This window comes from Micromonospora sp. WMMD712 (assembly GCF_029581295.1).
Classification (GTDB): Bacteria; Actinomycetota; Actinomycetes; order Mycobacteriales; family Micromonosporaceae; genus Micromonospora; species Micromonospora carbonacea.
The window spans coordinates 3,191,206-3,216,395 of the sequence record NZ_CP120743.1 but is presented as its reverse complement, the minus strand read 5'-3'; the positions used below and the strand labels follow the sequence as shown (position 1 = coordinate 3,216,395).

Sequence of the window (25,190 nt, the reverse complement as noted above, 5' to 3'; positions counted from 1 at the left end):
GCCGGGCGGCGGATGCGTCCCCCGTCGCAGTGTCGCCGGGCCGGGCAAGCGTAGGTGATGTTGGCTCGGCTTGGTGATCCACTGCGCAATGCTGCTCGCAAGATTGTTCACGTACGCCGAAACATGCAAGACTGAGCAGGAAACGCGCGGCAATCGCGCAGGGAAAGGGGCACTCCGTGACGCGTGCAGGGGCCGGCATGGCCGCCGACATCTCCGAGCAGCCGGCCGGCTACGAGCGGCTGCTCTCCGCCGAGCACGCCGGGGCGATCGCCCGGGTGGCCGCCGTCGTCGCGCAGCGCCGCCCCCGGCACGTGGTCTTCACCGCGCGGGGCACCTCCGACCACGCCGCCCTCTACGCGGCGTACCTGACCGAGATCCGGCTCGGCCTGCCCGCCGGGCTCGCCTCGCCCAGCGCGGTCACCCTCTTCGGCGCGCGCCCCGACCTGTCCGACGCGCTGGTCGTCGGGGTCAGCCAGAGCGGCGGCTCACCCGACCTGGCCGAGGTGCTGCGTGCCGCCCGCGCCTCCGGCGCGCTCACCCTCGCCGTGACCAACAACCCCGACTCGCCGCTGGCCGGGATCGCCGAGCTGAACGTCGACATCGCCGCCGGAGCAGAGCGGGCGGTGGCGGCCACCAAGACGTACACGGCGGAGCTGCTCGCCCTGCTGCTGCTCGTGGAGGGCGTCCGGGCCGGCGACGGGGCGTTGCCCGCCGCCGAGCGCGCCGCCCTGGCGGCCCTGCCCGAGCTGGCCGCCCGCACCCTCGACGACCCCACCCCGGCCCAGCTCGCGCCGCGCTACCGGTTCGCCGCCCAGCTCGTCACCACCGGCCGGGGGTACGCGTACCCGACCGCCCGGGAGGCGGCGCTCAAGCTGATGGAGACCTCGTACCTGCCGGCGCTCGCCTTCTCCGGCGCGGACCTGCTGCACGGCCCGCTCGCGATGACCGACCCGGACGTGCCGGTGCTGGCCGTGGTCGGCTCCGGCCCCGGCGGCCGGTCGATGGGCGAGGTGCTGCCCCGCCTCGGCGAGCGCCGCGCCGACGTGGTCGTGGTCGGCTCCGCCGACGTCGAGGGGGCCACCCGGATGGCCGTCCCCGAGGTCGACGAGCGGTACGCCCCGCTGCTGGACATCCTGCCGTTGCAGCGCCTCGCCCTGGCCCTGGCCCTGGCCCGGGGCGAGGACCCCGACGCGCCGCGCGGCCTGAAGAAGGTCACCGCGACGATGTGAGCGCCCCGGGCCGGCCGGCGAACGTGGGGCGGGCCGGCGGAGGCGCGCCGGCGCGGGCGCGTGGTCGGTGTGAGCCCGGCCGGGCGGGTGCGCGGACCGGTCGGTGTGAGCCCGGCCGGCCAGCGGGACGGGGTGCGGGTGGGCGTGGCACGCTGTGCAGCGTGTCCACGTTGCGCGACCTCGCCGAGGAGCACACCCAGCTCCGCCCCGCCGACATCGACCACCTGCACCGGATCGCCGGAGACTGGCAGCTGCTGTCCGACCTGTCCTTCGCCGACCTGCTGCTGTGGGTGCCGGTGGACCGCGACGGCACCTTCCTCTGCGTGGCCCAGGTCCGCCCGACGACCGCGCCCACCGCGTACCAGGACGACCAGGTGGGGCGGATCGTCGGCGGGCCCGAGGTGGCCCACCTGGAGGTCGCGTACGGCCAGGGCCGGATCTGGCGGGAGGGCGACCCGGTCTGGTACGGCGACGTGCCCGCCCGGCACGAGGCGATCCCGGTCCGGCTGCGCACCGCCGACGGGGAGGCCGGCGAGGTGATCGCGGTCGTCGGCCGGGACACCAACCTCTCCACCGCGCGCACGCCCAGCCAGCTCGAACTGAACTACCTGACCACCGCCGACGACCTCGCCCAGATGATCGCCGACGGCACGTTCCCACCGCCCCGGCACCCCGGGGAGACGACGTCCGCGCCCCGGGTCGGCGACGGCCTGGTCCGGCTCGACGCCGGCGGCAAGGTCACCTACGCCAGCCCCAACGCGCAGTCCGCGTACCGGCGGCTCGGCTTCGCCGCGCACCTGGTGGGCGAGGACCTGGCCAAGCTGCACCGCCGGCTGGCCGCCGACCCCCTGGAGGGCACCGAGGCGGCCAACGGCATCCTCGCCGCGCTGCGCGGCGAGGGCCCGCCCCGGCGGGAGATCGACGCCCGCGGCGCGACCATGCTCACCCGGGCCCTGCCGCTGATGCCCGCCGGGGTGCCGATCGGCGCGCTGGTCCTGGTCCGCGACATCACCGAGGTACGCCGCCGCGACCGCGCCCTGATCACCAAGGACGCCACCATCCGGGAGATCCACCACCGGGTGAAGAACAACCTCCAGACCGTCGCCGCGCTGTTGCGCCTCCAGGCCCGCCGGGTGGCCATGCCGGAGGCCCGGGTCGCCCTGGAGGAGTCCGTACGCCGGGTCGCCTCCATCGCCCTGGTGCACGAGACGCTCTCCATGTCCAGCGACGAGGCGGTCGAGTTCGACGGCATCGTCGACCGGGTGGCCAGCGCGGCGACCGAGGTGGCCGCGACCGAGCAGACCGTCGGGATGCGCCGCCGGGGCAGCTTCGGCGTGCTGCCGGCCGAGATCGCCACCTCGCTGGTCATGGTCCTCAACGAGCTGCTGCTCAACGCCGTCGAGCACGGCTTCCCGCCGGCCGCCGAGCCCCCGACCGGCCCGGCGGACACCGCTTCGGCCGGCGGCTCCGGGGTGGGTGGGGTGCTTCCGCAGGTCGCCGCCGGGGTCGAGTCGGTGACACCGCCCGAGGTCGTCGTGTCGGCACACCGGTTCCGCAAGCAGCTGCACGTCACCGTCGCCGACAACGGGCGGGGCCTGCCGGCCGGGTTCGACGCCGAACGCGGCAGCCGGCTCGGGCTCCAGATCGTCCGGGCGCTGGTGACCGGCGAACTGCGCGGCACCATCGAGCTGCGCAACGGCGCGGAGGGCGGCACCGAGGCGGTGCTGGTGGTCCCCCTCGTCCGCTCCTGACACCCGTCCTGCCCTGCGCGCCGCTTGATCGACTCCATGTCGGCGACATGGCGGCATCCCACCGCCCCGGATACCGCCATGTCGCCGACATGACGCGAGCGATCCCGGGCCGGCCGGACGGCCGAGCGGCCGGGCAAGCCGGCTCAGCGGGTGAGTAGTGCCACGGTCAGGCCGGGGCGCTGCCAGACCCGCTCGACGGCGAAGCCGTCCCGCAGCGCCGTCCCCTTCGCGCCGGGCACCGCGTCGGCCGGGTCCGCCTGCCGGCCGGCGACGACCAGCCAGACCCGTCGCGCCCCGGCCAGGCAGGCGGCCGGGGCGGGGCACTCGTCGGTCCAGTAGTCGCCGCGCGCGTCGCGGCCCCGCACGGCCAGCGCGTCCGGGGGCTGCCGGTCGCCGAGGTGGTAGCCGATGCCGAGGTCCGTGAACAGCCAGCCGTCCCGGGGCGAGAAGACGATCACGTCGCCGGGGCGGCGCCCCGCGTCGACCACCCGGGCCGCCCCCCGGTAGTCGACCAGCGCGCCGCGCGGCCATTCGTGGCTACGCCGTAGCGCCACCTGGTCGGGCAGCCCGAGCAGGCCGGCGAGGAGCACCACGGCCAGCGCCGCCGGTAGCGCCACCGTGGCCAGCGCCGCCCCGGCCAGCAGACACGCGAACGGTACGGCGAAGAACAGGTAGCGCGGCACCCACAGCGGCCCCGCCAGCCCGGCCAGGAAGACCAGGGTCACCGGCAGGACCAGGCAGGCGGCGGGGAGCAGCCCGGCCCGGCCCGACCGGGCGACGCCGAGGGCGGCCAGGCCCAGCAGCAGCCCGCCCACCGCGCCGCTCTGGGCCAGCGCGCCGGGCAGGGCGGCCAGGTCGGCGGGGCGGGCCGGATCCACCCAGTCGAGCTGTCGGCCCCGCTGGCCGGCTGCCAGCAGCACCAGGGGAGTGAGCACGACGGTCGCCGGCAGGAGCGCGAGCAGCCAGCCCCACGACGCCCGGCGCGGCCACCGGCCGGCGAGCCGGGGGAGACCGGCCGGGCCGCCCGCCCGGCGGGCCGCCGGGCCGGGTACGCCGGGAGGATCTCCGTCGGTGGTGCCCGAGGTGGTGTCCGAGGCGTCCCGGTTGACGGTTGGCCGGGTGGCGTTGCGGGCGGACCGGTCGGCGGCCAGCACGACTGCCGCGTGGGCGGCGAGCAGGGTGAGCGCGACCAGGTGGGCCAGGCCGAGGGCGGCCACCGCGGCGGCGTACCCGGCCCAGCGCCGCCAGCCGGGCCGCTCCAGCGCCCGGACCAGCAGCAGCGTCGCCAGCACCGCGAACAGGGCGACGAACGCGTACGGGCGGGCCTCCTGGGCGTACCGGGAGGTGCCGGGCAGGACCGCGAACAGCAGGCCGCCGGCGAGTCCGGCCCGTCGCCCGAGCAGCCGGGCGCCGAGCGTGGCGGTGAGCCCGGCCGTGCCCGCCATGGCCAGCGCCGACGGCAGCCGCAGCGCGGCGGGGGAGTCCCCGCAGAGCGCCACCCAGCCGTGCATGGACAGGTAGTACGGCCAGGTGGCGGCATCGATGGTGCCGGCCATCCGGGTCAGGTCGCCCAGCGGCCGGGTGGCGGCGCTCCAGGTGGCCAGCTCGTCGCGCCACGGCTGGGCCGAGCCGATGCCCACGCCGGTGACCGCCAGCGCCGCCGCAGCCGGCCACAGCCAGACCGCCCTGAGCCATCCCAACAAAAACCGCCAAACGGACGATTTCGCCACGTCATCGAGCCTCCCACACCCGCCCCCCGGCCCGGTGATCAAGAGGAAAGTGTCACCGTGGAGATCGACATCGACGCCTTTCTCTTGGCCGCCGGGGTGGGGAGCGGTGGGGCGGGGGTGCGGGGTGGGAGGGTGGTGGGGTGGTTTGGCTGTTGGGGTGGGGTGTCGGTGGGGGTGGGGATCGGTGGCCCGTGATGTGGGATCACACTCACGGCCGTTGGTAGGTCCACCCTGCGTGTGGGAGCATGGGCACATGCTTGCCGCTGTCGTCCGTCGCTTCGTGGCCCGTCGCCACGTCGACTACGGCCGCGTGCGCAGCGCCATCTGTCCGGCCCACTGACGACGCCCGACCCATCCGTCTCGGGCGCGTAGTCGCGCCGGCCGTCCGACACCGCTGTCCACGGCCCCGTCCCACGGGCCGGCCGCGCGCCCGCGTCCAGAGGCACAGCAGACAACGGAGGACGCCGCGATGGCGGTCAGCAGCACCCCCGCCCGACCCGACGCACCCACGGCACCCGTCGCGCGGGCACCCCGCCGCCCCCGTGGGGAGGGCCAGTGGGCGCTCGGTCACCGTGAGCCGCTCAACGCCAACGAGCGGATCAAGAAGGACGACGATCCGCTGAACGTCCGGGCCCGGATCGAGAACATCTACGCCCACCGGGGCTTCGCCTCGATCGACCCGCAGGACCTGCGCGGCCGGTTCCGCTGGTGGGGCCTCTACACCCAGCGCAAGGCCGGCATCGACGGCGGACGCACCGCCGTGCTGGAGCCGCACGAGCTGGAGGACGAGTTCTTCATGCTCCGGGTCCGGGTCGACGGCGGCCAGCTCACCCTGGAGCAGCTCCGGGTGGTCGCGGACATCTCCCGGGAGTTCGCCCGGGACACCGCCGACATCACCGACCGGCAGAACATCCAGTACCACTGGATCCGGGTCGAGGACATGCCGGAGATCTGGCGTCGGCTGGAGTCGGTGGGCCTACAGACCACCGAGGCGTGCGGCGACTGCCCGCGGATCGTGCTCGGCAGCCCGGTCGCCGGGGTGGCCGAGGCCGAGCTGCTCGACCCGACCCCGGCGCTGGAGGAGATCGTCCGGCGGTACGTCGGCGACAAGCGCTTCTCCAACCTGCCCCGCAAGTTCAAGACGTCGATCTCCTGGCTGGTGGACACCCCGTACGAGGCGAACGACATCGCCTTCCTGGGCGTCGACCACCCGGAGCACGGCCCCGGCTTCGACGTCTGGGTCGGCGGCGGCCTCTCCACCAACCCGATGCTGGCCAAGCGGCTCGGCGTCTGGGTGCCGCTGACCGAGGTGCCGGACGTCTGGGCCGGCGTGGTCGGCATCTTCCGCGACTACGGCTACCGCCGGCTGCGCAACCGGGCCCGGCTGAAGTTCCTCGTCGCCGACTGGGGCGTGGAGAAGTTCCGCGAGGTGCTGGAGAAGGAATACCTGGGCCGCACGCTGCTCGACGGGCCCGCCCCGGAGCTGCCCGCCAAGCCGGTCGACCACATCGGGGTGCACCGCCAGCGCGACGGGCTCGCCTACGTCGGGGCCGCCCCGGTGGTGGGCCGGGTCTCCGGCACGCAGCTCGCCCGGCTCGCCGACGTGGTCGAGGCGCACGGCAGCGGCCGGGTGCGGCTCACCCCGTACCAGAAGCTCCTGGTCCTGGACGTGCCCCCGGAGCGGACCAACTCGCTGGTGGCCGAGCTGAGCACGATCGGCCTTGAGGCCCGGCCGTCGGCGTGGCGGCGCGGCACGATGGCCTGCACCGGCATCGAGTTCTGCAAGCTGGCCATCGTCGAGACGAAGGCGCGCGGCGAGGAGCTGGTGGCCCGGCTGGAGGAGCGCCTGCGCGACTTCGACGCGGACATCTCCATCCACCTCAACGGCTGCCCGAACGCCTGCGCCCGCACGCAGGTCGCCGACATCGGCCTCAAGGGGCAGCTCGTGGTCGGCCCGGACGGCCGCCAGGTCGAGGGCTTCCAGGTGCACCTGGGCGGCGGCCTGGGCATGGCGCAGGGACAGACCGCCGGTTTCGGCCGCAAGCTGCGCGGCCTGAAGACCACCGCCGCCGAGCTTCCGGAGTACGTGGAACGGCTCGCCCGCCGCTACCTGGCGAGCCGGACCGAGGGCGAGTCCTTCGCCAACTGGGTGATCAGGGTAGACGAGGAGGAACTCCGATGAGTGAGACTCGTTCAGCGCCGCTCTACTGCCCCTACTGCGGTGAGGAGGACCTGCGGCCGAGCGAGGCCGGGCACGGCGCGTGGGAGTGCCACGCCTGCGCCCGGGTGTTCACGGTGAAGTTCACCGGCCTGCTGACCGAGGCGGTGACCCGATGACCGCCCTGGTGTCGGCCGCGACCCTGGGGCTGGTCGGCCCCGGCGGCCCGACCCCGGCCGATCCCGCCCGGCGCGGCCCGCAGGAGCTGCGGGAGCTGGCCGAGCGGGCGGGCCGGGAGCTGGAGGGCGCTCCGGCGCTGGAGATCGCCCGCTGGGCGGCCGAGACGTTCGGCGACCGGTTCTGCGTGACCAGCTCGATGGCCGACGCCGTGCTCGCCCACCTCGTCTCCCGGGTCGCGCCCGGGGTCGACGTGATCTTCCTCGACACCGGGCTGCACTTCCCGGAGACGCTGCGGGTCCGCGACGAGGTGGCCCGCCGGCTGCCCGTCAACGTCCGGTCGATCCGGCCCCGGCTCACCGTCGGCCAGCAGGACGGCGAGTACGGCCCCCGGCTGTTCAACCGGTCGCCGGACGACTGCTGCCAGCTGCGCAAGGTCGAGCCGCTGGAGCGGGCGCTGTCCGGGTACGACGCCTGGGCCGCCGGGCTGCGCCGCGACGAGTCGCCGACCCGGGCCAACACGCCGGTGGTGACGTTCGACGCCCGCCGGGGCAGGGTGAAGGTGAACCCGATCGCCGCCTGGAAGCAGGCCGACGTGGACGCCTACATCGCCCGGCACGACATCCCGGTCAACGAGCTGTTCAAGCGCGGCTACGGCTCGATCGGCTGCTGGCCCTGCACCCGCCGCACGAAGGCGGGGGAGGACCCGCGGGCCGGCCGCTGGGCGATGTTCGAGAAGACCGAGTGCGGGCTGCACCTCTGACCGTGTCCGGGATCCGGGGGCCGGCGCTCGCGGCCGGCGACCCGGTGGTCCTGGTGGCGCACGGCAGCCGGGATCCCCGGGCGGCCGAGGCGACCCGGGCGCTGGCCCGGGCGGTCGCGGCCGCCCGCCCCGGCGTGGCCGTGTCGGCGAGCTGGCTGGACCACACGGACCCGGGGCCGGCGGAGGCGCTGCGCTCGCTGGCGGCGGCCGGGCATCCCCGGGCGGTGCTGGTGCCGCTGCTGCTCACCGCCGCGTACCACCGGCGGGTGGACGTCCCGGCGGCGGTCGCGGCGGCCCGGGAGTCGGGGCCGCCGATCGACGTGCGCGTCTCCGACGTGCTCGGCCCGGCCGACGGGGTGGTCGACGGGGCGCTGCTGGCCGGGCTGCGGCGGCGGCTGGCGGAGGCGGAGCCCGGCCGGTTCGACGCGTTGGTGCTCGCCGCCGCGGGCACCCGGGATCCCCGGGCGCGGGGCTCGGTGGGCCGGGTCGCGGCGGCGCTCGGCGCGGCGCTCGGGGTGCCCTGCCGGGTGTCGTACGCCTCGGCGGCCCCGCCGGACGCGGGCGCGGCGGTGTCCCGGCTGCGCGCGGCGGGGGCCCGGCGGGTGGCCGTGTCGGCGTACTTCCTGGCCCCGGGGCTCTTCCACGACGCGGTGCTGGCGGGGGCGCGGGCGGCCGGCGCGGTGACCGTCTCCGGGCCGCTCACCGACGCCCCGGAGCTGGCCGATCTGGTGCTGCGCCGGGCGGACGCCGCGCCACCGGAGTGAATCCGGGCGGGCGGCTGCTTCCGGGCGTCGGAGCGTCGGCCGGGTGATCGGGGCGGCCCCGGCCCCGGCACGGGCGCGCAGCGGGCCGGGAGGACGCCGCACAGCAGAACGCCCCGACAGGGGTCGCCCTGTCGGGGCGTGGAGCTGTGGTGCGTGCAGTAGGTCAGGCGGAGTGAGCGCGCAGCACCCGGAGACCACCGCGGCGCTTGACGGCGCGCCGCTCCTCCTCGCTCATCCCGCCCCAGACGCCGGCGTCCTGACCGGACTCAAGTGCCCACTGGAGGCACTGGTCGGTCACGGAGCAGCGCCGGCAGACGGCCTTGGCCTGCTCGACCTGCAGGAGAGCCGGACCGGACGTCCCGATCGGGAAGAACAGCTCCGGGTCCTCGTCGCGGCAGACAGCATGGTGACGCCAGTCCATGGCGGCAACACTCCTCATTCTGGATGGGTGGCAGATATTGCGTTGGTGCTTTTCCTTTATGCATCCGCACGCCGATGGTCACGGTTCGCATCCATCAATTCGGCGCTGCGTGAGCAGGCTCTGGTAGCCACTGGGACCTGCTGGAACAGCTCAACACAATGAGCATGTCCTAGCAATGTCCCGGTAACTCAAGTTCGCTTGTGAATACTTTCACGAACTCACGCGATGTCAAGGGTGACGCTCGGAAAAACTCCGAGCGGTGAGCAAGCTCACGACCCCTTTGTCCGGTTTGCAGGGAGTCCTGGTTACCCGGCGTACCACAGTCGAGGATCAATATAGTACAGTCTGCGTGACATTGCTGACATTTCCGGCACCTCGCCCTCGGTGTGGCGGCCACCGCATCGACAGCGGTGGGGGGACCGCGCTCGACCAAGGGCTGTACCCGAGACCTAGCAGATTACTCTCAGTGCGGCCGGAACGGATGCGAATCTGACTTTTTCCCGCTCGCCGAGATAGTCCCCGTCGAGCTGGAAAGCCTGAGGACGGCTCGCGACCAGGGTGAACTCGGCCAGGTCGTGCAGCTGCAACACCTGACGCCCTCGCGGATTGGGCGTGTGGGAGAAGAACTGGGTCACTGTGCGTGCCGTGCTCGCCACGCGGAGCTGCCGCATGGCGAGCACGTCGAGCCCCAGATCGAAGGACGCCGCCGGATTCGGGTTGATCTCCCGCTCGCCCAGGTACGTCCAGGGCGCGGTGTTCTGGATGATGACCGTGGCGAGCTCACCCTCGGTAACCTCGCCGGGGCGTTCCAGTGAGATCGTCGGATGGCGACGGTTCGAGCCGAGGAAATACTGATTGACCGTCGAGCGCAGATAGAGCGCCGGCGTCGAGACCCGGCCGCGCCGACGGGCCTGTTCGACCCGGTGGATCACCGCCGCATCGAGGCCGAAGCCGGCGCAGAAGGTGAAGTAGCGGTCGTCGGCCCGGCCCAGCCCGATCGTGCGGGACCGCCCGAGCCGCAGCCCCTCCAGGATCATGCTGGTGCCCTCCGGCCACTCCCGGGGCAGGCCGAGCGCGCGGGCGAACACGTTCGTGGAGCCCCCGGGGACGGTGGCCAGCGCCGGCAGCCGCTCGGCGGGGCTGCCCCCGGTGCGGATCGTCGGGGGCTCGGCCGCCATCAGGCCGTTGACCACCTCGTTGACGGTGCCGTCGCCGCCGAGCGTCACCACCAGGTCGACGCCCTCCTCGGCCGCCTCCCGGGCGAGGTCCATGGCGTGACCCCGCCGGCGGGTGTACCGCACCGACAGGTCGACTTCGCTGCGCAGCGCCCGGACCAGGACGTCCCGGCTGCGTTCGCTGGTGGTGGTGGCCTTCGGATTGACCACCAGGACGGCCCGCATGGGCGGCACTGTACCGCGCCCCACCACCGGTATCGTGGCGCGCGTGACCATCGACTCGGACCAGGACCCGACCACGCTGCGCTGGGCGGTCCGGCTGCTCCGGGCGGAGGCGGTCGCCCTCGGCCTGGTCGCCGTCTGGCTCGTCTGGGCCGACCTCACCGCCACCACCACCGACCTGCCGTCGGCGCTGCTGGTGACCGCGTTCACCCTCGGCGGAGCGGCCGCCCTCTGGGCGCTCGGCGGCGCGCTCGGCCGCCGGCGCGCCGGTGCCCGGGCCCCGGCGATCGTCCTGCAACTCATGCTGCTGCCGGTCGGCTGGTACATGATCCAGGGCGGGCTCGGCTGGCTCGGCGTGCCGCTGATGGCGCTCGGCCTCGGCGTCAGCGCGCTGCTCGTCAGCCCGCCGACCACCCGGGCCCTCGGCCTCACCTGAGCCGGGTGGGCGCGGGCCCGCTGGGCGGCCCGTGGCGGGCGAGGAGAGCGGTCAGTAGCCGGCGCGGCGGGTCAGCAGGGAGATGGTGGCCCGGCCGTTGTGGGCGCTCGCCGAGGCGGCCGTGGTGAGGGCCGTCAGTACCTTCCAGGCGAACGACGACTCGGAGGGGAGCGTCGCCCCGCGCACGGTCGGCACGGTCACCTCGACGGTCAGGGCGTCCTCGGTCACCTGGAACCGGCACTCCAGCTCGGCGTCGCGGGTGGCGATCGCGAGGAGCATGGCGCACGCCTCGTCCACGGCGATCCGCAGATCCTCGATCTCGTCGAGGGCGAACTGGAGGCGGGCGGCGAGGCCGGCCGTGGCGGTGCGGAGCACGCCGAGGTAACCACCGTCGGCGGGCACCGTGAGGTGCACGATGTCGTCGTCGGTGGCTGGCTGGCCGGTCAGTTGAGTCACGCCTCATCCCCCCGGTGGGGGACTCTACCCCGTCAGGCGGACGGACGCGTGGGCGCGGCGCTCGCGGGCGGCGTCGCGTCGGCCGCGAGGGCGGTCAGGGCCGCCCCCGTCAGCCGGTACGGCACCCACTCCGCCATCGGGGACGCGCCGATCGAGGCGTAGAACCGGGCCGCCGGGTTCCAGTCGATCATCGACCAGTCGAGCCGTCGGTAGCCCCGCTCGACGCAGATCGCGGCCAGGGTGGCCAGCAGCCGTCGGCCCGCGCCGGTGCCCCGCGCCTCGGGGCGGACGTAGAGGTCCTCCAGGTAGATGCCGTGCACGCCGGCCCAGGTGGAGAAGTTGAGGAACCACAACGCGAAGCCGACCGGCCGGTCGGAGCCGTCGACGGCCACGTGGCCGAAGAGCGCGGGCGTCGGGCCGAACAGGGCCTCGGTGAGCTGCCCGGCGGTCAGGTGGCACTCGTCGGCGGCCCGCTCGTACGCGGCCAGCTCGTGCACCATGGCGACGACGGCCGGCACGTCCCCGGGACGCGCCGGCCGTACCGTCGGTGTCGACCCGGAGGTCACGCCTGCTTGGTCTCCCAGAAGATCTTCGAGATCTCCTCGATCTTCGCGAGCAGCTCCTCGGCCTTGGCCGGGTCGGCGCTGCCCTTGGCGCCGCTGGCGCCCGCGAGCTTGGTGGCCTCGTTGAACAGGCTGTGCAGGTTCGGGTACTTCTCGAAGTGCGCCGGCTTGAAGTAGTCCGTCCACAGCACCCACAGGTGGTGCTTGACCAGCTCGGCGCGCTGCTCCTTGATGATCAGCGCCCGGGTGCGGAACTCGGGGTCGGTGTTCGCCTGGTACTTCTCGGCGATCGCCTTGATCGACTCGGCCTCGATCCGGGCCTGGGCCGGGTCGTAGACGCCGCACGGCAGGTCGCAGTGGGCGCTGACGGTGACGCTCGGCATGAGGATGCGCGGAAGTCGCATCGGGATCCTCCATGGGAAGTTTGCGATGATCCAGGACGACATTACTCCTGGAGATGCTCCCCAGCGGTGCGGAGGTGAAACCGGTGCCCCCCGACACGCCCGCCGCCGACCGGCTGCGGGGGCCGCTCACCGCCGTACTGGTGACCGGTCCGTCGATGGCACCCACCCTGCGCCACGGCGACGCCCTGCTGGTGCGGCGCGGGGGCCGTCCGATCCGCCCCGGCGACGTCGTGGTCGCGGTCTTCCGCAGCCGTCCGGGCCTGCTCGTGGTCAAGCGCGCGGTCCGCCCCGCCGACGGCGGCTGGTGGGTACGCGGCGACAACGACCTCGTCACCGACGACTCCCGGGCGTACGGCGTGGCCGACGTGCACGGCCGCGTCGTGGCCCGCTACTGGCCCCGGCCGGGCCGGCTGCCCCGCCCCGCCGGCTACCGGCGAGTATGACCCTACTCACATCCGACTTGTGCTCCCGACACTATGCTCGGCAGGTATCCGGGTGACCCCCGCACCGTGCCACCGCCGCTGGCCGCCTCACCTCGCGCTGGCGCCGGTCGCCTCGTCTACCCGACAGATTTCCTGGAGTCACCATGTCTTCGTCCACCGTGGACCCCGCTGATCCCGTCTTCCAACTGCACGTCGGCGGCAAGCTGGCCGTCGCCTCCACCGTCCCGCTGAGCAGCCGCGAGGACCTCTCCCTCGCGTACACCCCGGGGGTGGCCCGGGTGTGCGAGGCGATCGCCGCCGACCCGGCGCTGGCCGACGACTACACCTGGGCGGGGCACACCGTCGCCGTCGTCACCGACGGCTCGGCCGTGCTCGGGCTGGGCAACATCGGCCCGCGCGCGGCGCTGCCGGTGATGGAGGGCAAGGCGGTGCTGTTCAAGCAGTTCGCCGACGTCGACGCGGTGCCGGTCTGCCTCGACACGCAGGACGTGGACGAGATCGTCGCCGTGGTGAAGGCCCTCGCCCCCTCGTTCGGCGGGATCAACCTGGAGGACATCAGCGCCCCGCGTTGCTTCGAGGTGGAGCGCCGGCTCGACGAGGCGCTGGACATCCCCGTCTTCCACGACGACCAGCACGGCACCGCGATCGTCGTGCTCGCCGCGCTGCGCAACGCGGCCGCGCTGCTCAACCGCAAGCTCGGCGACCTGCGGGTGGCGGTCAGCGGCGCGGGCGCGGCCGGGGTGGCGGTCACCCGGATGCTCATCGCCGGCGGCGTCGACCCGGCCCGGGTCGTCGTCTGCGACTCGAAGGGCATCATCGGCCGGCACCGCACCGACCTCACCGGCACCAAGGCCGACCTCGCGGCCGACACCAACGCCGAGGGCCGGTCGGGCGACGTCGCCGAGGCGCTGCGCGGCGCCGACGTGCTCGTCGGCGTCTCCGGCGGCGAGATCTGCGAGGCGGCGGTGGCCGGGATGGCCCCCGGCGGCATCGTCTTCGCCCTGGCCAACCCGACGCCCGAGGTGCACCCCGAGGTGGCCGCCCGGCACGTCGCCGTCGTCGCCACCGGCCGCAGCGACTACCCCAACCAGATCAACAACGTGCTGGCCTTCCCCGGGGTGTTCCGGGGCGCGCTGGACGCCCGGGCGACCCGGATCACCGACGGGATGAAGGTGGCCGCCGCCGACGCGATCGCCGGCGTGGTGGCCGAGACGCTCACCGCCGACGCGATCGTGCCCTCCCCGCTGGACCCGCGGGTCGCCCCCGCGGTGGCCGAGGCCGTCGCCGAGGCCGCCCGCCGCGACGGCGTCGCCCGCGCCTGACATGCAAGGAGGGGCACCCTGTTAACGCCTTCGGTATAGCAGGGGCCCCTTCTTAACACCCCCACTCCTTGTTACGGTGCGGATCATGCGTGCCGCCTTCGCCTCGAGATTCGACGCCGACAACCCGCTCGCCGCGCTGACCGTCGGCGAGCAGCCCGAGCCGGCCCACCCCGAGGACGACTGGGTGACCGTGCAGGTGCGGGCCAGCTCGATCAACCACCACGACCTGTGGTCGCTGCGCGGCATCGGGCTCGGTGCGGACCGGCTGCCGATGATCCTCGGCTGCGACGCCGTCGGCACGACCCCGGACGGCACCGACGTGGTGGTCTTCCCGCTGGTCGTCGACCCGGGCGACCCGCGCGGCATGTCGATCCTCTCCGAGCACTTCCCCGGCACCTTCGCCGAGCGGGTGGCCGTACCCCGGATGAACCTGCTGCCCCTGCCGGCGGGCCTGTCGGCGACGGACGCCGCCTGCCTGCCGACGGCCTGGCTCACCGCGTGGCGGATGCTGACCACCAAGGGCCGGGTCGACGAGGCAGACGCCGTGCTGGTCCAGGGCGCGGGCGGCGGCGTCGCGACGGCGGCCGTCGCGCTCGCCGTCGCGCTCGGCAAGCGGGTGTACGCGACCAGCCGCGACGCCGGCAAGCGGGAGCGGATCGCGCAGCTGGGGGCGACCGCGCTGGAGCCCGGCGCGCGGCTGCCCGAACGGGTCGACGTGGTGATCGAGACGGTCGGCGAGGCGACGTTCGACCACTCCCTGAAGTCGGCCGCGCCGATGGCCCGGATCGTGGTCTCCGGTGCGACCGCCGGGCACGAGCCGAAGGTCAACCTGCGGCGGGTCTTCGCCATGCAGCTGGAGATCCTCGGCACCTCGATGGGCACGCCGGGGGAGCTGACCGAGCTGCTAACGTTCTGCGCCGAGCACGAGGTGCGCCCGGTGGTGGACAGCGTGGTGCCGTTCGGCCGGATCGAGGAGGCGTTCGCCCGGCTGCACTCGGGCGAGGCGTTCGGGAAGATCGTCATCGACCACACGGCGTGAGCGCTGGCCGTCGGGCGCCTGCCGGGAGCGTGTTAGGAGGGGGCCCTTCCTATACCGAATGCGTTAACAGGGGGCCCTTCCTTACAAGCGGTCGTCGAGGGTGGCGACGCCGCCGCGGGTGGCCTCGTCCGGCAACCGGCGCTTGGCCGCCGCGTCCCCGTAGAGGGTCCAGCGCAGGAACTCGACGCAGGTGTCCGAGACCACCCGCAGGGCCTCCCCGTCGGTGAGCAGGGCCCGCCCGTGGTCGCCCTTCGGCAGGCTCAGCATCGCCTTCGGCCAGGGCACCCTGTCGTACGCGGCCCTGCCCGAGGCGTAGTCGACCACCTCGTCGGCCTCGCCGTGCACGAACAACTGCGGTGCGGCGGCCCCCGCGAACGCGGTGCCCACGCCCAGGCCGGTGCCGGCGAAGACCACCCCGGCGTCCAGCCGGTCGTCCCGGCCGGCGGTGAACAGGCCGATCGTGGTCACCCCGCCGGCCGAGTGCCCCGCCGCCGCCACCCGGTCGGTGGCGAGCCGGCCGCGCAGCGGGTCGCCCGCCTTCGCGTCCAGGGCGAGCACCCGGGTCAGCGCGTACGACACGTCGGCCGGCTGGTTCAGCACGTCCAGCACGTTGGTGTCGGTGCCCCGGGCGGTGTGCGGGAAGGCCGGCGCGGCCACCACGAACCCGGCCGCCGCCCAGCGGGTGAGCAGCAGCTCGTAGTCCTCGGGCCGCCCGTTGAGGCCGTGGCTGAACATCACCACGGGGAAGCGCCCCGTCGCGGCCGTCGCGGACCGCTGCGGCGTCCCGCCCGCCGCGCCCCGGGCCGGGTACCAGATCGTCACCGGCAGCGGGCGGTCGCCGTCGCGGTTGAGCTTGAGCTGGCGTACGCCGACCGCGAAGCTCTCGCTCGGCGCGCTGCCGGCGGGCACGCGCGGGGCCGGGGTGGTCGCCTTCGGGGCCTGCGTCGGGGCTGCCTCGCGCCAGGCGGGCTCCGCGCCGCCCGAGCAGCCGGCCAGGCCGGCGGCGAGCAGGGCGGTGGCCAGCAGGGCTGCGGTACGACGGCGGCGGCACATGAAACCGATTGTGCCTCGCCGGACGGGGGCGTCGGCCCGCATCACACCGCAGGTCAGGACGCGCTCACCCCGGGCGACGGCGTGCCGCCCGGGGGCGCTGTTAGGAGGGGGCCCTTCCTATACAGAATGCGTTAACAGGGGGCCCTTCCTTGCAACTCCAGCGGGTGGGGAGGGTGGCGTCCGTGGGGAGGCGGCGCAGGGCGGCCAGGTCGCCGTACAGCGCCCAGCGCAGGAAGTCCGTGGTGGTGGCGAGGACCTGGGCGAAGCCGGGGCGACCCGGGGTCAGGTAGGTGCCGTGGTCGCCCCCGGCGACGGTGAGGAAACCGGCCGGGCCGGGCGTGCGGGCGTACGCGGCCCGGCCGACGGTCACCCCGACGACCGGGTCGGCGTCGCCGTGCACGAACAGCACCGGCGCGGTCGGCCCGGCGAACGCCCCGGCCAGGCCGCCCCCGGCGATCACGATGCCCGCCCGCAGCCGGGGCGGGTGCCCGGAGGTGAGCATCCCGGCGGTGGTGAAGCCGCCCGCCGAGTGGCCGGCGGCGGCGAACCGGGCCACGTCCAGGTGCCCGGCGAGCGGGTCGCCCCGGCGGGTGTCGAGGCGCACCAGGTGCCGGATCAGCCGCCACCCGTCGGCCGGCTGGTGGCGCACGTCGGCGCGGGTGAACCGGGCCGCCCCGCGCCGGGTGTGCGGGTACGCGGGCGCGGCGACCACGAAGCCGGCGGCGGCCCATCGGCTGGTCAGCGGGGCGTGCAGGGCGGGCAGGCTGTCGAGCCCGTGGCTGAACACGACGACGGGGAACCGGCCGGGGGCGACCCCGCCCCGGGCGGCCGGATACCAGACGGTCACCGGCAGCGGGCGTGCGCCGCCCGGGTCGAGGGTGAAGGTGCGCACCCCGACCGGGTACGCCGTCGCCGGTGCGGGGCCGGCAGACGGGGCGCTGCGGAACCCCGGGGCCGACCCCGGGGCCACGGTGGCCGTGCCGCAGCCGGCCAGCAGCGCCGTCACCGTCGCGGCGACCAGCCGGCGTACCCACACACCCTCACGGTAGGCGGCCGGCGACGCCCGGCGGCCCCGCCGTCCGGACCGGTGGGCGACGCCACCCGGTCGGGGTGGCTCCGCCGATCCGGCGGTCCTACGGCGTGCCGCCCGGTCGGGCGGGCGCGGGGTGGACCTTCTTGGCTAGGGTCTGGCCATGTCTGACAAGTACGTGGACCCGAGCGGCAACACAGAGCAGTTCCGGGCGTTCGCCCACGCGCCGGAGGCAGCCGCCCCGGCCGCCCCGGCATCCCGGGTTCCGCTGGTCGCCGGCATCGCGGTGGCGGTGGTGCTGCTGGTGGCCGTCGTCGCCTGGCTGGCCCTGGGCTGAGCACGCGCGCCGCCCGCCGGCCGGCCGGCCCCGAGCTGAGCACGCGCGCTGCCGCCCGGCTCGCCTTCGACTGAGGCGCGCGCCGCCGCCTCAGGCCGCCGCGTCGGCCACGGCGCGGGCCGCGCGGGCGATCTCGCGCTCCTCGTCGGTGCCGACGACGCAGACGGCGACCTCCGCGCCCGCCGGGGAGATCACCCGGTCGCCGGTGCCGTCGTTGCGGGCCGGGTCGACGGCGATGCCGAGCCGCCCCAGGCCGGCCAGCGCGGCGGCCCGCACCGGCGCCGCGTGCTCGCCCACCCCGGCGGTGAAGGTGACCGCGTCCACCCGGCCGAGCAGCGCGTAGTACGCCCCGACGTAGCCGGTGATCCGGCGGGTGTAGACGTCGAAGGCGAGCGCGGCGGCCGGGTCGCCGGCGTCCCGGCGGGCCAGCACCTCGCGCATGTCGTTGACCCCGGCGAGGCCGAGCAGGCCGCTGCGGTGGTTGAGCAGGTCGTCGATCTCGTCGACGCCCATGCCGGCCTCGCGGCGCAGGTGGAAGACGATCGTCGGGTCGAGGTCGCCGCTGCGGGTGCCCATCACGAGGCCCTCCAGCGGGGACATCCCCATCGAGGTGGCCACGCTGCGCCCGCCCTGCACCGCGCAGGCGCTCGCGCCGTTGCCCAGGTGCAGGGTGATCGTGTTCAGCTCGTCGTACGGCCGGCCCAGCAGCTCGGCGGTGCGCCGGGAGACGTACGCGTGGGAGGTGCCGTGGAAGCCGTACCGGCGGATGTCGTGTCGCCGCGCGGTGTCCCGGTCGATCGCGTAGGTGGCGGCGGCCTCGGGCAGCGTGTGGTGGAACGCGGTGTCGAAGACGGCGACCTGCGGCACCCCGGGCAGCGCCTCGCGGGCGACCCGGATGCCGGCCAGGTTGGCGGGGTTGTGCAGCGGGGCGAGCGGCACGAGTTCCCCGATCGCCGCGAACACGCCGTCGTCGACCAGCACCGGCTCGGTGAAGCGCCGTCCGCCGTGCACCACCCGGTGCCCGACGGCGGTCAGCCCGGCGAGCCCGTCCGGGCCGAGCCGGTCGAGGATCCCCCGGACGGCCGTCTCGTGGTCGGCCGGCCCGCCGCCGGGCTCGCCGACCCGCTCGACGGTGCCCTTCGCCAGGACCTCGTCGCCGTCGTAGAGCCGGTACTTCACCGAGGACGAGCCGCAGTTGAGGACGAGCACCCGACTCATGAGGACTCCCCGGCGGCGGCCTGGATGGCGGTGATGGCGACGGTGTTGACGATGTCGGGCACGGTCGCGCCCCGGGACAGGTCGTTGACGGGGCGGCGCAGGCCCTGCATGACGGGGCCGACGGCCACCGCCCCGGCGGAGCGCTGCACCGCCTTGTACGTGTTGTTGCCCGTGTTGAGGTCGGGGAAGACGAACACGGTGGCCCGCCCGGCGACCTCGCTGTCGGGCAGCTTGGTGGCCGCGACGTGCGGGTCGATCGCCGCGTCGTACTGGATGGGGCCCTCGACCAGCAGCTCCGGCCGCCGCTCGCGCACGAGGCGGGTGGCGGCGGCGACCTTCTCCACGTCGGCCCCGGCCCCGGAGTCCCCGGTCGAGTAGGACAGCATCGCCACCCGGGGCTCGATGCCGAACCGGGCGGCGGTGTCGGCGGAGGAGATGGCGATGTCGGCGAGCTGCGCGGCGTCCGGGTCCGGGTTGACGGCGCAGTCGCCGTAGACGAGCACCCGGTCGGCGAGCAGCATGAAGAACACGCTGGAGGCCACCGACACCCCCGGCACCGTGCGGATGATCTCGAACGCGGGGCGGATGGTCGCGGCGGTGGTGTGGGTGGCCCCGGAGACCATCCCGTCGGCGTGCCCGGTGTGCACCATCATCGTGCCGAAGTAGTTGGGCTGCGCCACGATGTCGTGCGCCAGCTCGGCGGTCATGCCCCGGTGGGCGCGCAGCTTCGCGTACGCCTCGGCGAACTCGTCGCGCCATTCGCTGGTCGCCGGGTCGACGACGGCCGCCCCGGAGATGTCGACGCCCAGCTCCCGGGTGCGCCGGGCGATGTCGTCGGGGCGGCCGAGCAGGGTCAGGTCGGCCACGCCCCGGCGCAGCAGGATCTCCGCCGCGCGCAGGATCCGCTCCTCCGCCCCCTCGGGCAGCACGAGGCGGCGCCGGTGGGAGCGGGCCCGGTCGATCAGGTCGTACTCGAACATCAGCGGGGTGACCCGCGCGGAGCGGCTGACCCGCAGCCGGCGGGCGAGGTCGACGGTGTCGACGCAGTCCTCGAACGCGCCGAGCGCGGCCTCGACCTTGCGCGGGTGGGCCATGCTGGGCCGGCCCTCGATCCGGCTGGACGCGGCGACCGTGTCGTAGCTGTCGCTGCGCACCGAGAGCACCGCGAGCCCGGTGTTGAGCGCCTCGACCAGGCGCATCGCCCTCGGGTCGGGCCGTTCGCCGAGGGTGAGCACCAGCCCGGCGACGGAGACCTGGCCGGCGACGTGCGCGGCGCTGGCCGCCACCAACAGGTCGGCCCGGTCGGCCGGGGTGATCACCAGCGCGCCCTCGGTGAGGTGGTCCAGCAGCGTCGGCACGTGCGCCGCGCCGACGACGTAGTCGAGCACGTCGCGGCCGAGCGCGGCGTCGTCGCCGGCCAGCAGGGTCGCGCCGAGCGCCGCCGCGACCTCGGCCACCGTCGGGGCCGACACGGCCGGCACCTCCGGGATCGCGTACGCGGGGACGGGCAGGTCGGGCAGCGTCATCGGACCCGGCACCCGGTTGGCGATCACCGCCAGCACCGTCGCGCCGAGGTCCACCAGATCGTGGTACGCCCCGCGCGCCGCCGCCGCGATCGCCTCCGGCTCCTGCCCGAAGCCGTCGACGACGGGCACCACCACGCTGCCGAACTCGGTGGCGAGGCGGGCGTTGAACGCCAGCTCGCGGGGGCCCGCGCCGTCGCCGCCGTCGGCGAAGTCGCTGCCCACCACGACCACCGCGGGGCAGCCCCGTTCGACGTCGCGGTAGCGCTCGACGATCCGGGAGATCAGCTCCTCGCGCCGCCCGTCGCCGACCAGCGCGCCCGCCTCGGCGTAGGTGCAGCCGTGCAGCTCGTCGACCGGGATCTCGACGCGGTAGCGCTCGGTGAGCAGGGCGAGGATCTGGTCGGGGCCCCGGCCGGGGACCAGCGGCCGGAACGCGCCGATCCGGCCGACCTGCCGGGAGAGCAGCTCGGCGAGGCCGAGCGCGATCGTCGACTTGCCCCCGCCGGAACCGACGCTGGTCAGATACACGCTCCGGGCCACGTCCCCACGCTACAAGATCGCGGCGAGGGCCGCCCGGGTCCTTGGACCCGGGCCGGCGGGGCGGCCGGTCGTCGTCGCCGGCTGTCGTCGCCGGCCGTCGCCGCAGCCAGTCGCCGTCAGTCGTCGTCTTCGTCGTCCAACCGGGCGAGCCAGGTGGCGAAGCGCTCGATCGGCGTCTCGAACTCGGGGTTCAGGTCCACGAAGTCGCGCAGGCGCTCGCCCAGCCACTCCACGCTCACCTGCTCCTCGCCCCGCCGCTCGACCAGTTCCTCGATGCCACGGTCGGTGAAGTACATCGTGCGTCCTCATCGGTTGTGCCGGCCCGGGGCCGGGTCGTGCGGTCAGGGATGCGAGCGGGGCAGCGCCCGTCGTGGTGACGGTCGCTGCCCCGGCGCGCGGCGGTGCGGTCAGGTCACGGGCGGGGCAGGGCCGCCTCGATCAGCTTGTGCTGCTCGACCTCGTGCATCTTCGCCGAACCGACGGCCGGCGCGGCGGCGGCGGGGCGGGAGATGCGGCGCAGCCGGACCTCGCTGAGGTGCTCCAGCAGGTTGAGCGCGACGAAGCTCCACGCGCCCTGGTTGGCCGGCTCCTCCTGCACCCAGGCGAAGTCCTCGGCGTTCGGGTACTGCGCCAGGGCGGCCCGGATCTCCTCGACGGGCAGCGGGTAGAGCTGCTCCATCCGGACGATCGCGGTGTCGGTGACGCCGCGCTCGGCCCGGGCCTGGAACAGGTCGTAGTAGACCTTGCCCGAGCAGAGCAGCACCCGCTTCACCTGCCCGGCGGGCGGGGCGGCGGTGTCGGCCAGCACCGGGGCGAAGGTGCCCGTGGTGAAGTCCTCCACGCCCGACACGCAGAGCTTGTGCCGCAGCAGCGACTTCGGCGTGAACACCACCAGCGGCTTGCGCTTCGGCGACAGGGCCTGGCGGCGCAGCAGGTGGAAGTAGTTCGCCGGGGTGGTCGGCATGGCCACCCGCATGTTGTCCTCGGCGCAGAGCTGGAGGAACCGCTCGGGGCGGCCGGACGTGTGGTCCGGGCCCTGGCCCTCGTGGCCGTGCGGCAGCAGCAGGGTGACGGCGGAGCGCTGGCCCCACTTCACCTCGCCGGAGGAGATGAACTCGTCGATCACCGACTGCGCGCCGTTGACGAAGTCGCCGAACTGGGCCTCCCAGCAGACCAGCGCGTTGACGTTCTCCACCGAGTAGCCGTACTCGAAGCCCATCGCCGCGTACTCCGACAGCAGGGAGTCGTGCACGAAGAACCGGGACCGCTCGCCGTCGGCGGTGAGCGACTTCAGCGGCAGGTAGTCGTCGCCGGTGCGGGCGTCTACCACCGAGGCGTGCCGCTGCACGAACGTGCCCCGGCGGGAGTCCTGCCCGGCGAGCCGGACGGTGACCCCGCCGTGCAGCAGCGCGCCGAACGCGATGATCTCGCCGTACCCCCAGTCGATGTTGCCCTCGACGGACATCTTGGCCCGCCGGTCGAGTAGCTGCTGGATCCGCTTGTGCGGGGTGAAGCCCTCCGGCAGGGTGGTGTGCGCCTCGCCGACGGCCTTGACGACCTCGGCCGTCGTGGCGGTCGCCACCTGCGGCTCCGGCTCGTCCTCGCGGCGCGGCCGGGCCGCCTGCTTCGGCGCGGAGGCGGCGTCCCGGGTGGCCTTGAAGACCCGCTCCAGCTGCGCCTGGTAGTCGCGCAGCAGCTCCTCCGCGTCCTCCACGGTGATGTCGCCCCGGCCGATCAGCTCCTCGGTGTAGAGCTTGCGGACCGACCGCTTCGAGTCAATGATCTTGTACATCTGCGGGTTGGACATCGAGGGGTCGTCGCCCTCGTTGTGGCCGCGCCGGCGGTAGCAGACCATGTCGATCACGACGTCCTTGTTGAACGCCTGCCGGTATTCGAACGCCAGCCGGGCGACCCGGACCACGGCCTCGGGGTCGTCGCCGTTGACGTGCAGGATCGGGGCCTCGATCATCCGGGCCACGTCGGTGCTGTAGAGGCTGGACCGGGAGTGCTCGGGGGCGGTGGTGAAGCCCACCTGGTTGTTGACCACCACGTGCACCGTGCCGCCGGTGCGGTAGCCGCGCAGCTGCGACAGGTTGAGCGTCTCGGCGACCACGCCCTGCCCGGCGAAGGCGGCGTCACCGTGCACCGCCAGCGGCAGCACGGTGTAGCCCTCCAGCTTGAGGTCGATCCGGTCCTGCTTGGCCCGGACGATGCCCTCCAGCACCGGGTCGACGGCCTCCAGGTGCGACGGGTTGGCCACCACCGACACCTTGACGGAGTGCTCGCCGTCGGGGGTGGTGAACTTGCCGTTCTGGCCGAGGTGGTATTTCACGTCGCCCGAGCCCTGCGTCGAGCGCGGGTCGAGGTGCCCCTCGAACTCCGAGAAGATCTTCTCGTACGGCTTGCCGACGATGTTGGCCAGCACGTTGAGCCGGCCCCGGTGGGCCATGCCGATGACGACCTCGTCGAGCCCCGCCTCGGCGGAGGACTCCAGCACCTCGCCGAGCAGCGGGATCAGCGACTCGCCGCCCTCCAGCGAGAAGCGCTTCTGGCCCACGTACTTCGTCTGGAGGAAGGTCTCGAACGCCTCGGCGGCGTTGAGCCGGTTGAGCACGTGCTTCTGCTCGTCGGAGGTGGGCTTCTCGTATTTGCGCTCGATCCGCTCCTGGATCCAGCGCCGCTCCTCCGGGTCCTGGATGTGCATGTACTCCACGCCGACCCGGCGGCAGTAGGAGTCGCGCAGGACGCCGAGGATGTCGCGCAGCTTCATCCGCTGCTTGCCGGCGAAGCCGTTGACCGGGAAGACCCGGTCCAGGTCCCACAGGGTCAGCCCGTGCTGGAGGACGTCCAGGTCGGGGTGCTTGCGGATCTTGAATTCCAGCGGGTCGGTGTCGGCCATCAGGTGACCGCGCACCCGGTACGCGTGGATCAGCTCGTGCACCCGCGCGGTCTTGTTGATCTGGCCCTCGGAGTTGACGGCCACGTCCTGCATCCAGCGCACCGGCTCGTACGGGATGCGCAGCGAGGTGAAGATCTGGTCGTAGAAGCCGTGCCCGCCGAGCAGCAGCTCGTGCATGACCTTGAGGAACTCGCCGGACTGCGCGCCCTGGATGATCCGGTGGTCGTACGTGCTGGTCAGCGTGATGATCTTGCTGACGGCCAGCTCGGCGAGGGTGGCCTCGCTCATCCCCTGGTAGGGCGCCGGGTACTCCATCGCGCCGACGCCGATGATGGCGCTCTGCCCCGTCATCAGGCGCGGGATCGAGTGCACCGTGCCGATGCCGCCCGGGTTGGTCAGCGAGATCGTGGTGCCCGAGTAGTCCTCCATGGTCAGCTCGTTGCGGCGGGCGCGCCGGACCACGTCCTCGTACGCCTGCCAGAACTGCCGGAAGTCCATCGTCTCGCAGCCCTTGATGGACGGCACCACCAGGTTGCGGCTGCCGTCGGGCTTGGCCAGGTCGATCGCGATGCCCAGGTTGACGTGCTCGGGGCGGACCATCGCCGGCTTGCCGTCGACCTCGGCGAAGGAGTTGTTCATCTCCGGGTGCTCGACGAGCGCCCGGACCATCGCGTAACCGATCAGGTGGGTGAAGCTGACCTTGCCGCCGCGCCCCCGGGCGAGGTGGTTGTTGATCACGATGCGGTTGTCCACCAGCAGCTTCGCCGGGACGGCGCGCACGCTCGTCGCGGTCGGCACGCCCAGCGAGGCGTCCATGTTCTGGACGATCTTCGCGGCGACGCCGCGCAGCGGGGTGGTCTGCGGGCCGGTCACCGTCGGCTTCGCGGCCGCCTTCGCGGCCGGCTCGGCCTTCGTGGCCCTGGCGGGCGTCGGCTTCGTGGCGGGCTTCACCGTCGGCTGCGCCCCGGCCGCGGACGCCTTCGGCGCGGGGGCCTTCGCGGGGGCCGGCGCGGCCTGCGCCGCCGGCTGGGCGACGGTGGCGGCGGCCTCCTGCTGCCCGGCCGGCTCCGGCGCGGCCTTGGCGGCCTGGCCGTCCGGGCGTGTCGTGGCGGCGCCCGGCGCGGGGCGGTAGTCGGCGAAGAAGTCGTGCCAGGCCGAATCGACGCTGCTCGGGTCGGCGAGGTAACGCTGGTACATCTCCTCGACGAGCCACTCGTTAGGGCCGAAACCCGCCAGTGGGTTCTCCTGCGAAGTCTGCTGGGTCGACACGGCCGGTAATCGCCTCTTTCACGCGGGTTTGTGTGTCACGCGGTGTCCTCCGACGCCCCGAATGCGAGGGGCGGACGGGGGACGGCTCCCAGGCTACGCCGTACGAATACGCTAGGCATTTCCGGCTCGGGCGCGTGGTCGGTTTCACAGAAGATGACACAAGTTCGGTCAGCGCCGCGTGTCCCGTTGACTCCGGCCCGGAACGGAGCCGGCCCCGGGCGCGATCCTGCGATCACGCTCCGGGGCCGGGCGCCGGCCACCCGCG

At 74.1% G+C, this 25,190-nt stretch carries 23 protein-coding genes; 11 read left to right on the top strand and 12 right to left on the bottom strand.

What is annotated here, in order from left to right:
• The first annotated feature begins 197 nt into the window (after positions 1-197).
• Both O7633_RS13640 and O7633_RS13635 read left to right on the top strand, forming a co-directional pair.
• The gene (locus tag O7633_RS13640; protein ID WP_074472691.1) at positions 198-1,229 is read left to right on the top strand and encodes an SIS domain-containing protein; all 1,032 of its coding nucleotides are present in this window, start codon (positions 198-200) and stop codon (positions 1,227-1,229) included.
• Between the two features lie 161 nt (positions 1,230-1,390).
• Positions 1,391-2,980 carry a PAS domain-containing sensor histidine kinase gene (locus tag O7633_RS13635; protein WP_282328091.1) on the top strand — a complete coding sequence of 530 codons (1,590 nt, stop codon included), beginning with the start codon at positions 1,391-1,393 and terminating at the stop codon, positions 2,978-2,980.
• Positions 2,981-3,123: 143 nt separating this feature from the next.
• Here the strand turns inward: O7633_RS13635 and O7633_RS13630 are convergent, their stop codons facing one another.
• A complete protein-coding gene (locus tag O7633_RS13630; RefSeq protein WP_282328090.1) occupies positions 3,124-4,683 on the bottom strand; it encodes a glycosyltransferase family 39 protein in 1,560 nt (519 codons plus the stop codon).
• A gap of 496 nt (positions 4,684-5,179) precedes the next feature.
• Between O7633_RS13630 and O7633_RS13625 the strand changes: the two genes are divergently transcribed.
• The 4 genes from O7633_RS13625 to O7633_RS13610 are packed head-to-tail and all read left to right on the top strand — an operon-like array spanning position 5,180 to position 8,572.
• A complete protein-coding gene (locus O7633_RS13625) occupies positions 5,180-6,892 on the top strand; it encodes a nitrite/sulfite reductase (protein WP_282328089.1) in 1,713 nt (570 codons plus the stop codon).
• Positions 6,889-7,047, top strand: coding sequence for a hypothetical protein (locus O7633_RS13620; RefSeq protein ID WP_176734126.1), 159 nt, complete (start codon positions 6,889-6,891; stop codon positions 7,045-7,047). Before O7633_RS13625 ends, O7633_RS13620 begins: the two co-directional genes overlap by 4 nt.
• Entirely contained in the window at positions 7,044-7,808 is a 765-nt protein-coding gene (locus O7633_RS13615; protein ID WP_282328088.1) for a phosphoadenylyl-sulfate reductase, read from the top strand. Before O7633_RS13620 ends, O7633_RS13615 begins: the two co-directional genes overlap by 4 nt.
• The gene (locus O7633_RS13610; RefSeq protein ID WP_282328087.1) at positions 7,790-8,572 is read left to right on the top strand and encodes a CbiX/SirB N-terminal domain-containing protein; all 783 of its coding nucleotides are present in this window, start codon (positions 7,790-7,792) and stop codon (positions 8,570-8,572) included. Before O7633_RS13615 ends, O7633_RS13610 begins: the two co-directional genes overlap by 19 nt.
• 163 nt (positions 8,573-8,735) lie before the next feature.
• On the opposite strand, the gene O7633_RS13605 is transcribed toward O7633_RS13610, so the two are convergent.
• Both O7633_RS13605 and O7633_RS13600 read right to left on the bottom strand, forming a co-directional pair.
• On the bottom strand, positions 8,736-8,993 hold the full coding sequence (locus tag O7633_RS13605; RefSeq protein ID WP_007072794.1) for a WhiB family transcriptional regulator: 258 nt from the start codon (positions 8,991-8,993) through the stop codon (positions 8,736-8,738).
• Between the two features lie 449 nt (positions 8,994-9,442).
• Positions 9,443-10,393, bottom strand: coding sequence for a diacylglycerol kinase family protein (locus O7633_RS13600; RefSeq protein WP_282328553.1), 951 nt, complete (start codon positions 10,391-10,393; stop codon positions 9,443-9,445).
• A 43-nt stretch (positions 10,394-10,436) separates the two neighbouring features.
• Here O7633_RS13600 and O7633_RS13595 point away from each other — a divergent pair, with 43 nt between their 5' ends.
• Positions 10,437-10,826 carry a hypothetical protein gene (locus O7633_RS13595; RefSeq protein ID WP_282328086.1) on the top strand — a complete coding sequence of 130 codons (390 nt, stop codon included), beginning with the start codon at positions 10,437-10,439 and terminating at the stop codon, positions 10,824-10,826.
• A 51-nt stretch (positions 10,827-10,877) separates the two neighbouring features.
• Here O7633_RS13595 and O7633_RS13590 read toward each other — a convergent pair whose 3' ends face one another.
• The 3 genes from O7633_RS13590 to sodN are packed head-to-tail and all read right to left on the bottom strand — an operon-like array spanning position 10,878 to position 12,249.
• Entirely contained in the window at positions 10,878-11,282 is a 405-nt protein-coding gene (locus tag O7633_RS13590) for an ATP-binding protein (RefSeq protein WP_074472699.1), read from the bottom strand.
• A gap of 32 nt (positions 11,283-11,314) precedes the next feature.
• Positions 11,315-11,848 (bottom strand): GNAT family N-acetyltransferase, encoded by a 534-nt coding sequence (locus O7633_RS13585; RefSeq protein WP_282328085.1) that lies wholly within the window; start codon positions 11,846-11,848, stop codon positions 11,315-11,317.
• Positions 11,845-12,249 (bottom strand): superoxide dismutase, Ni, encoded by a 405-nt coding sequence (gene sodN, locus O7633_RS13580; RefSeq protein WP_074472701.1) that lies wholly within the window; start codon positions 12,247-12,249, stop codon positions 11,845-11,847. The genes O7633_RS13585 and sodN overlap by 4 nt, the downstream gene beginning before the upstream one ends.
• An 83-nt stretch (positions 12,250-12,332) precedes the next feature.
• Here sodN and O7633_RS13575 point away from each other — a divergent pair, with 83 nt between their 5' ends.
• The 3 genes from O7633_RS13575 (at position 12,333) to O7633_RS13565 (ending at position 15,053) form a co-directional block, all read left to right on the top strand.
• Positions 12,333-12,692, top strand: coding sequence for a S24/S26 family peptidase (locus tag O7633_RS13575; RefSeq protein ID WP_278129199.1), 360 nt, complete (start codon positions 12,333-12,335; stop codon positions 12,690-12,692).
• Positions 12,693-12,835: 143 nt separating this feature from the next.
• Positions 12,836-14,014, top strand: coding sequence for an NADP-dependent malic enzyme (locus O7633_RS13570; RefSeq protein WP_282328084.1), 1,179 nt, complete (start codon positions 12,836-12,838; stop codon positions 14,012-14,014).
• Between the two features lie 76 nt (positions 14,015-14,090).
• Positions 14,091-15,053, top strand: coding sequence for a zinc-binding dehydrogenase (locus tag O7633_RS13565; protein ID WP_282328083.1), 963 nt, complete (start codon positions 14,091-14,093; stop codon positions 15,051-15,053).
• Positions 15,054-15,134: 81 nt separating this feature from the next.
• Here the strand turns inward: O7633_RS13565 and O7633_RS13560 are convergent, their stop codons facing one another.
• Both O7633_RS13560 and O7633_RS13555 read right to left on the bottom strand, forming a co-directional pair.
• A complete protein-coding gene (locus tag O7633_RS13560; protein WP_282328082.1) occupies positions 15,135-16,106 on the bottom strand; it encodes a chlorophyllase in 972 nt (323 codons plus the stop codon).
• 100 nt (positions 16,107-16,206) lie between these two features.
• Entirely contained in the window at positions 16,207-17,142 is a 936-nt protein-coding gene (locus O7633_RS13555; RefSeq protein WP_282328081.1) for an alpha/beta hydrolase, read from the bottom strand.
• Between the two features lie 157 nt (positions 17,143-17,299).
• Here O7633_RS13555 and O7633_RS13550 point away from each other — a divergent pair, with 157 nt between their 5' ends.
• The gene (locus tag O7633_RS13550) at positions 17,300-17,473 is read left to right on the top strand and encodes a hypothetical protein (RefSeq protein ID WP_282328080.1); all 174 of its coding nucleotides are present in this window, start codon (positions 17,300-17,302) and stop codon (positions 17,471-17,473) included.
• Positions 17,474-17,563: 90 nt separating this feature from the next.
• On the opposite strand, the gene O7633_RS13545 is transcribed toward O7633_RS13550, so the two are convergent.
• The 4 genes from O7633_RS13545 to O7633_RS13530 all read right to left on the bottom strand — a co-directional run bounded on the left by O7633_RS13545 (position 17,564) and on the right by O7633_RS13530 (position 24,925).
• Positions 17,564-18,691: an acetate kinase gene (locus tag O7633_RS13545; RefSeq protein WP_282328079.1), complete on the bottom strand. Its 1,128-nt coding sequence runs from the start codon at positions 18,689-18,691 to the stop codon at positions 17,564-17,566.
• A complete protein-coding gene (gene pta, locus O7633_RS13540; protein ID WP_282328078.1) occupies positions 18,688-20,757 on the bottom strand; it encodes a phosphate acetyltransferase in 2,070 nt (689 codons plus the stop codon). Before pta ends, O7633_RS13545 begins: the two co-directional genes overlap by 4 nt.
• 116 nt (positions 20,758-20,873) lie before the next feature.
• On the bottom strand, positions 20,874-21,053 hold the full coding sequence (locus tag O7633_RS13535) for a DUF6104 family protein (RefSeq protein WP_074472708.1): 180 nt from the start codon (positions 21,051-21,053) through the stop codon (positions 20,874-20,876).
• A gap of 116 nt (positions 21,054-21,169) precedes the next feature.
• Entirely contained in the window at positions 21,170-24,925 is a 3,756-nt protein-coding gene (locus O7633_RS13530; RefSeq protein WP_282328077.1) for a multifunctional oxoglutarate decarboxylase/oxoglutarate dehydrogenase thiamine pyrophosphate-binding subunit/dihydrolipoyllysine-residue succinyltransferase subunit, read from the bottom strand.
• Positions 24,926-25,190: the final 265 nt, after the last annotated feature.

What these genes read in the sequence shown, in the direction of transcription:
- O7633_RS13640 (WP_074472691.1), top strand. Translation starts at nt 198, where the DNA reads ATGGCCGCCGACATCTCCGAGCAGCCGGCCGGCTACGAGCGGCTGCTC.
- O7633_RS13625 (WP_282328089.1), top strand. Translation starts at nt 5,180, where the DNA reads ATGGCGGTCAGCAGCACCCCCGCCCGACCCGACGCACCCACGGCACCC.
- O7633_RS13620 (WP_176734126.1), top strand. Translation starts at nt 6,889, where the DNA reads ATGAGTGAGACTCGTTCAGCGCCGCTCTACTGCCCCTACTGCGGTGAG.
- O7633_RS13615 (WP_282328088.1), top strand. Translation starts at nt 7,044, where the DNA reads ATGACCGCCCTGGTGTCGGCCGCGACCCTGGGGCTGGTCGGCCCCGGC.
- O7633_RS13605 (WP_007072794.1), bottom strand. Translation starts at nt 8,993, where the DNA reads ATGGACTGGCGTCACCATGCTGTCTGCCGCGACGAGGACCCGGAGCTG.
- O7633_RS13600 (WP_282328553.1), bottom strand. Translation starts at nt 10,393, where the DNA reads ATGCGGGCCGTCCTGGTGGTCAATCCGAAGGCCACCACCACCAGCGAA.
- sodN (WP_074472701.1), bottom strand. Translation starts at nt 12,249, where the DNA reads ATGCGACTTCCGCGCATCCTCATGCCGAGCGTCACCGTCAGCGCCCAC.
- O7633_RS13570 (WP_282328084.1), top strand. Translation starts at nt 12,836, where the DNA reads ATGTCTTCGTCCACCGTGGACCCCGCTGATCCCGTCTTCCAACTGCAC.
- O7633_RS13560 (WP_282328082.1), bottom strand. Translation starts at nt 16,106, where the DNA reads ATGTGCCGCCGCCGTCGTACCGCAGCCCTGCTGGCCACCGCCCTGCTC.
- O7633_RS13550 (WP_282328080.1), top strand. Translation starts at nt 17,300, where the DNA reads ATGTCTGACAAGTACGTGGACCCGAGCGGCAACACAGAGCAGTTCCGG.
- O7633_RS13545 (WP_282328079.1), bottom strand. Translation starts at nt 18,691, where the DNA reads ATGAGTCGGGTGCTCGTCCTCAACTGCGGCTCGTCCTCGGTGAAGTAC.
- O7633_RS13535 (WP_074472708.1), bottom strand. Translation starts at nt 21,053, where the DNA reads ATGTACTTCACCGACCGTGGCATCGAGGAACTGGTCGAGCGGCGGGGC.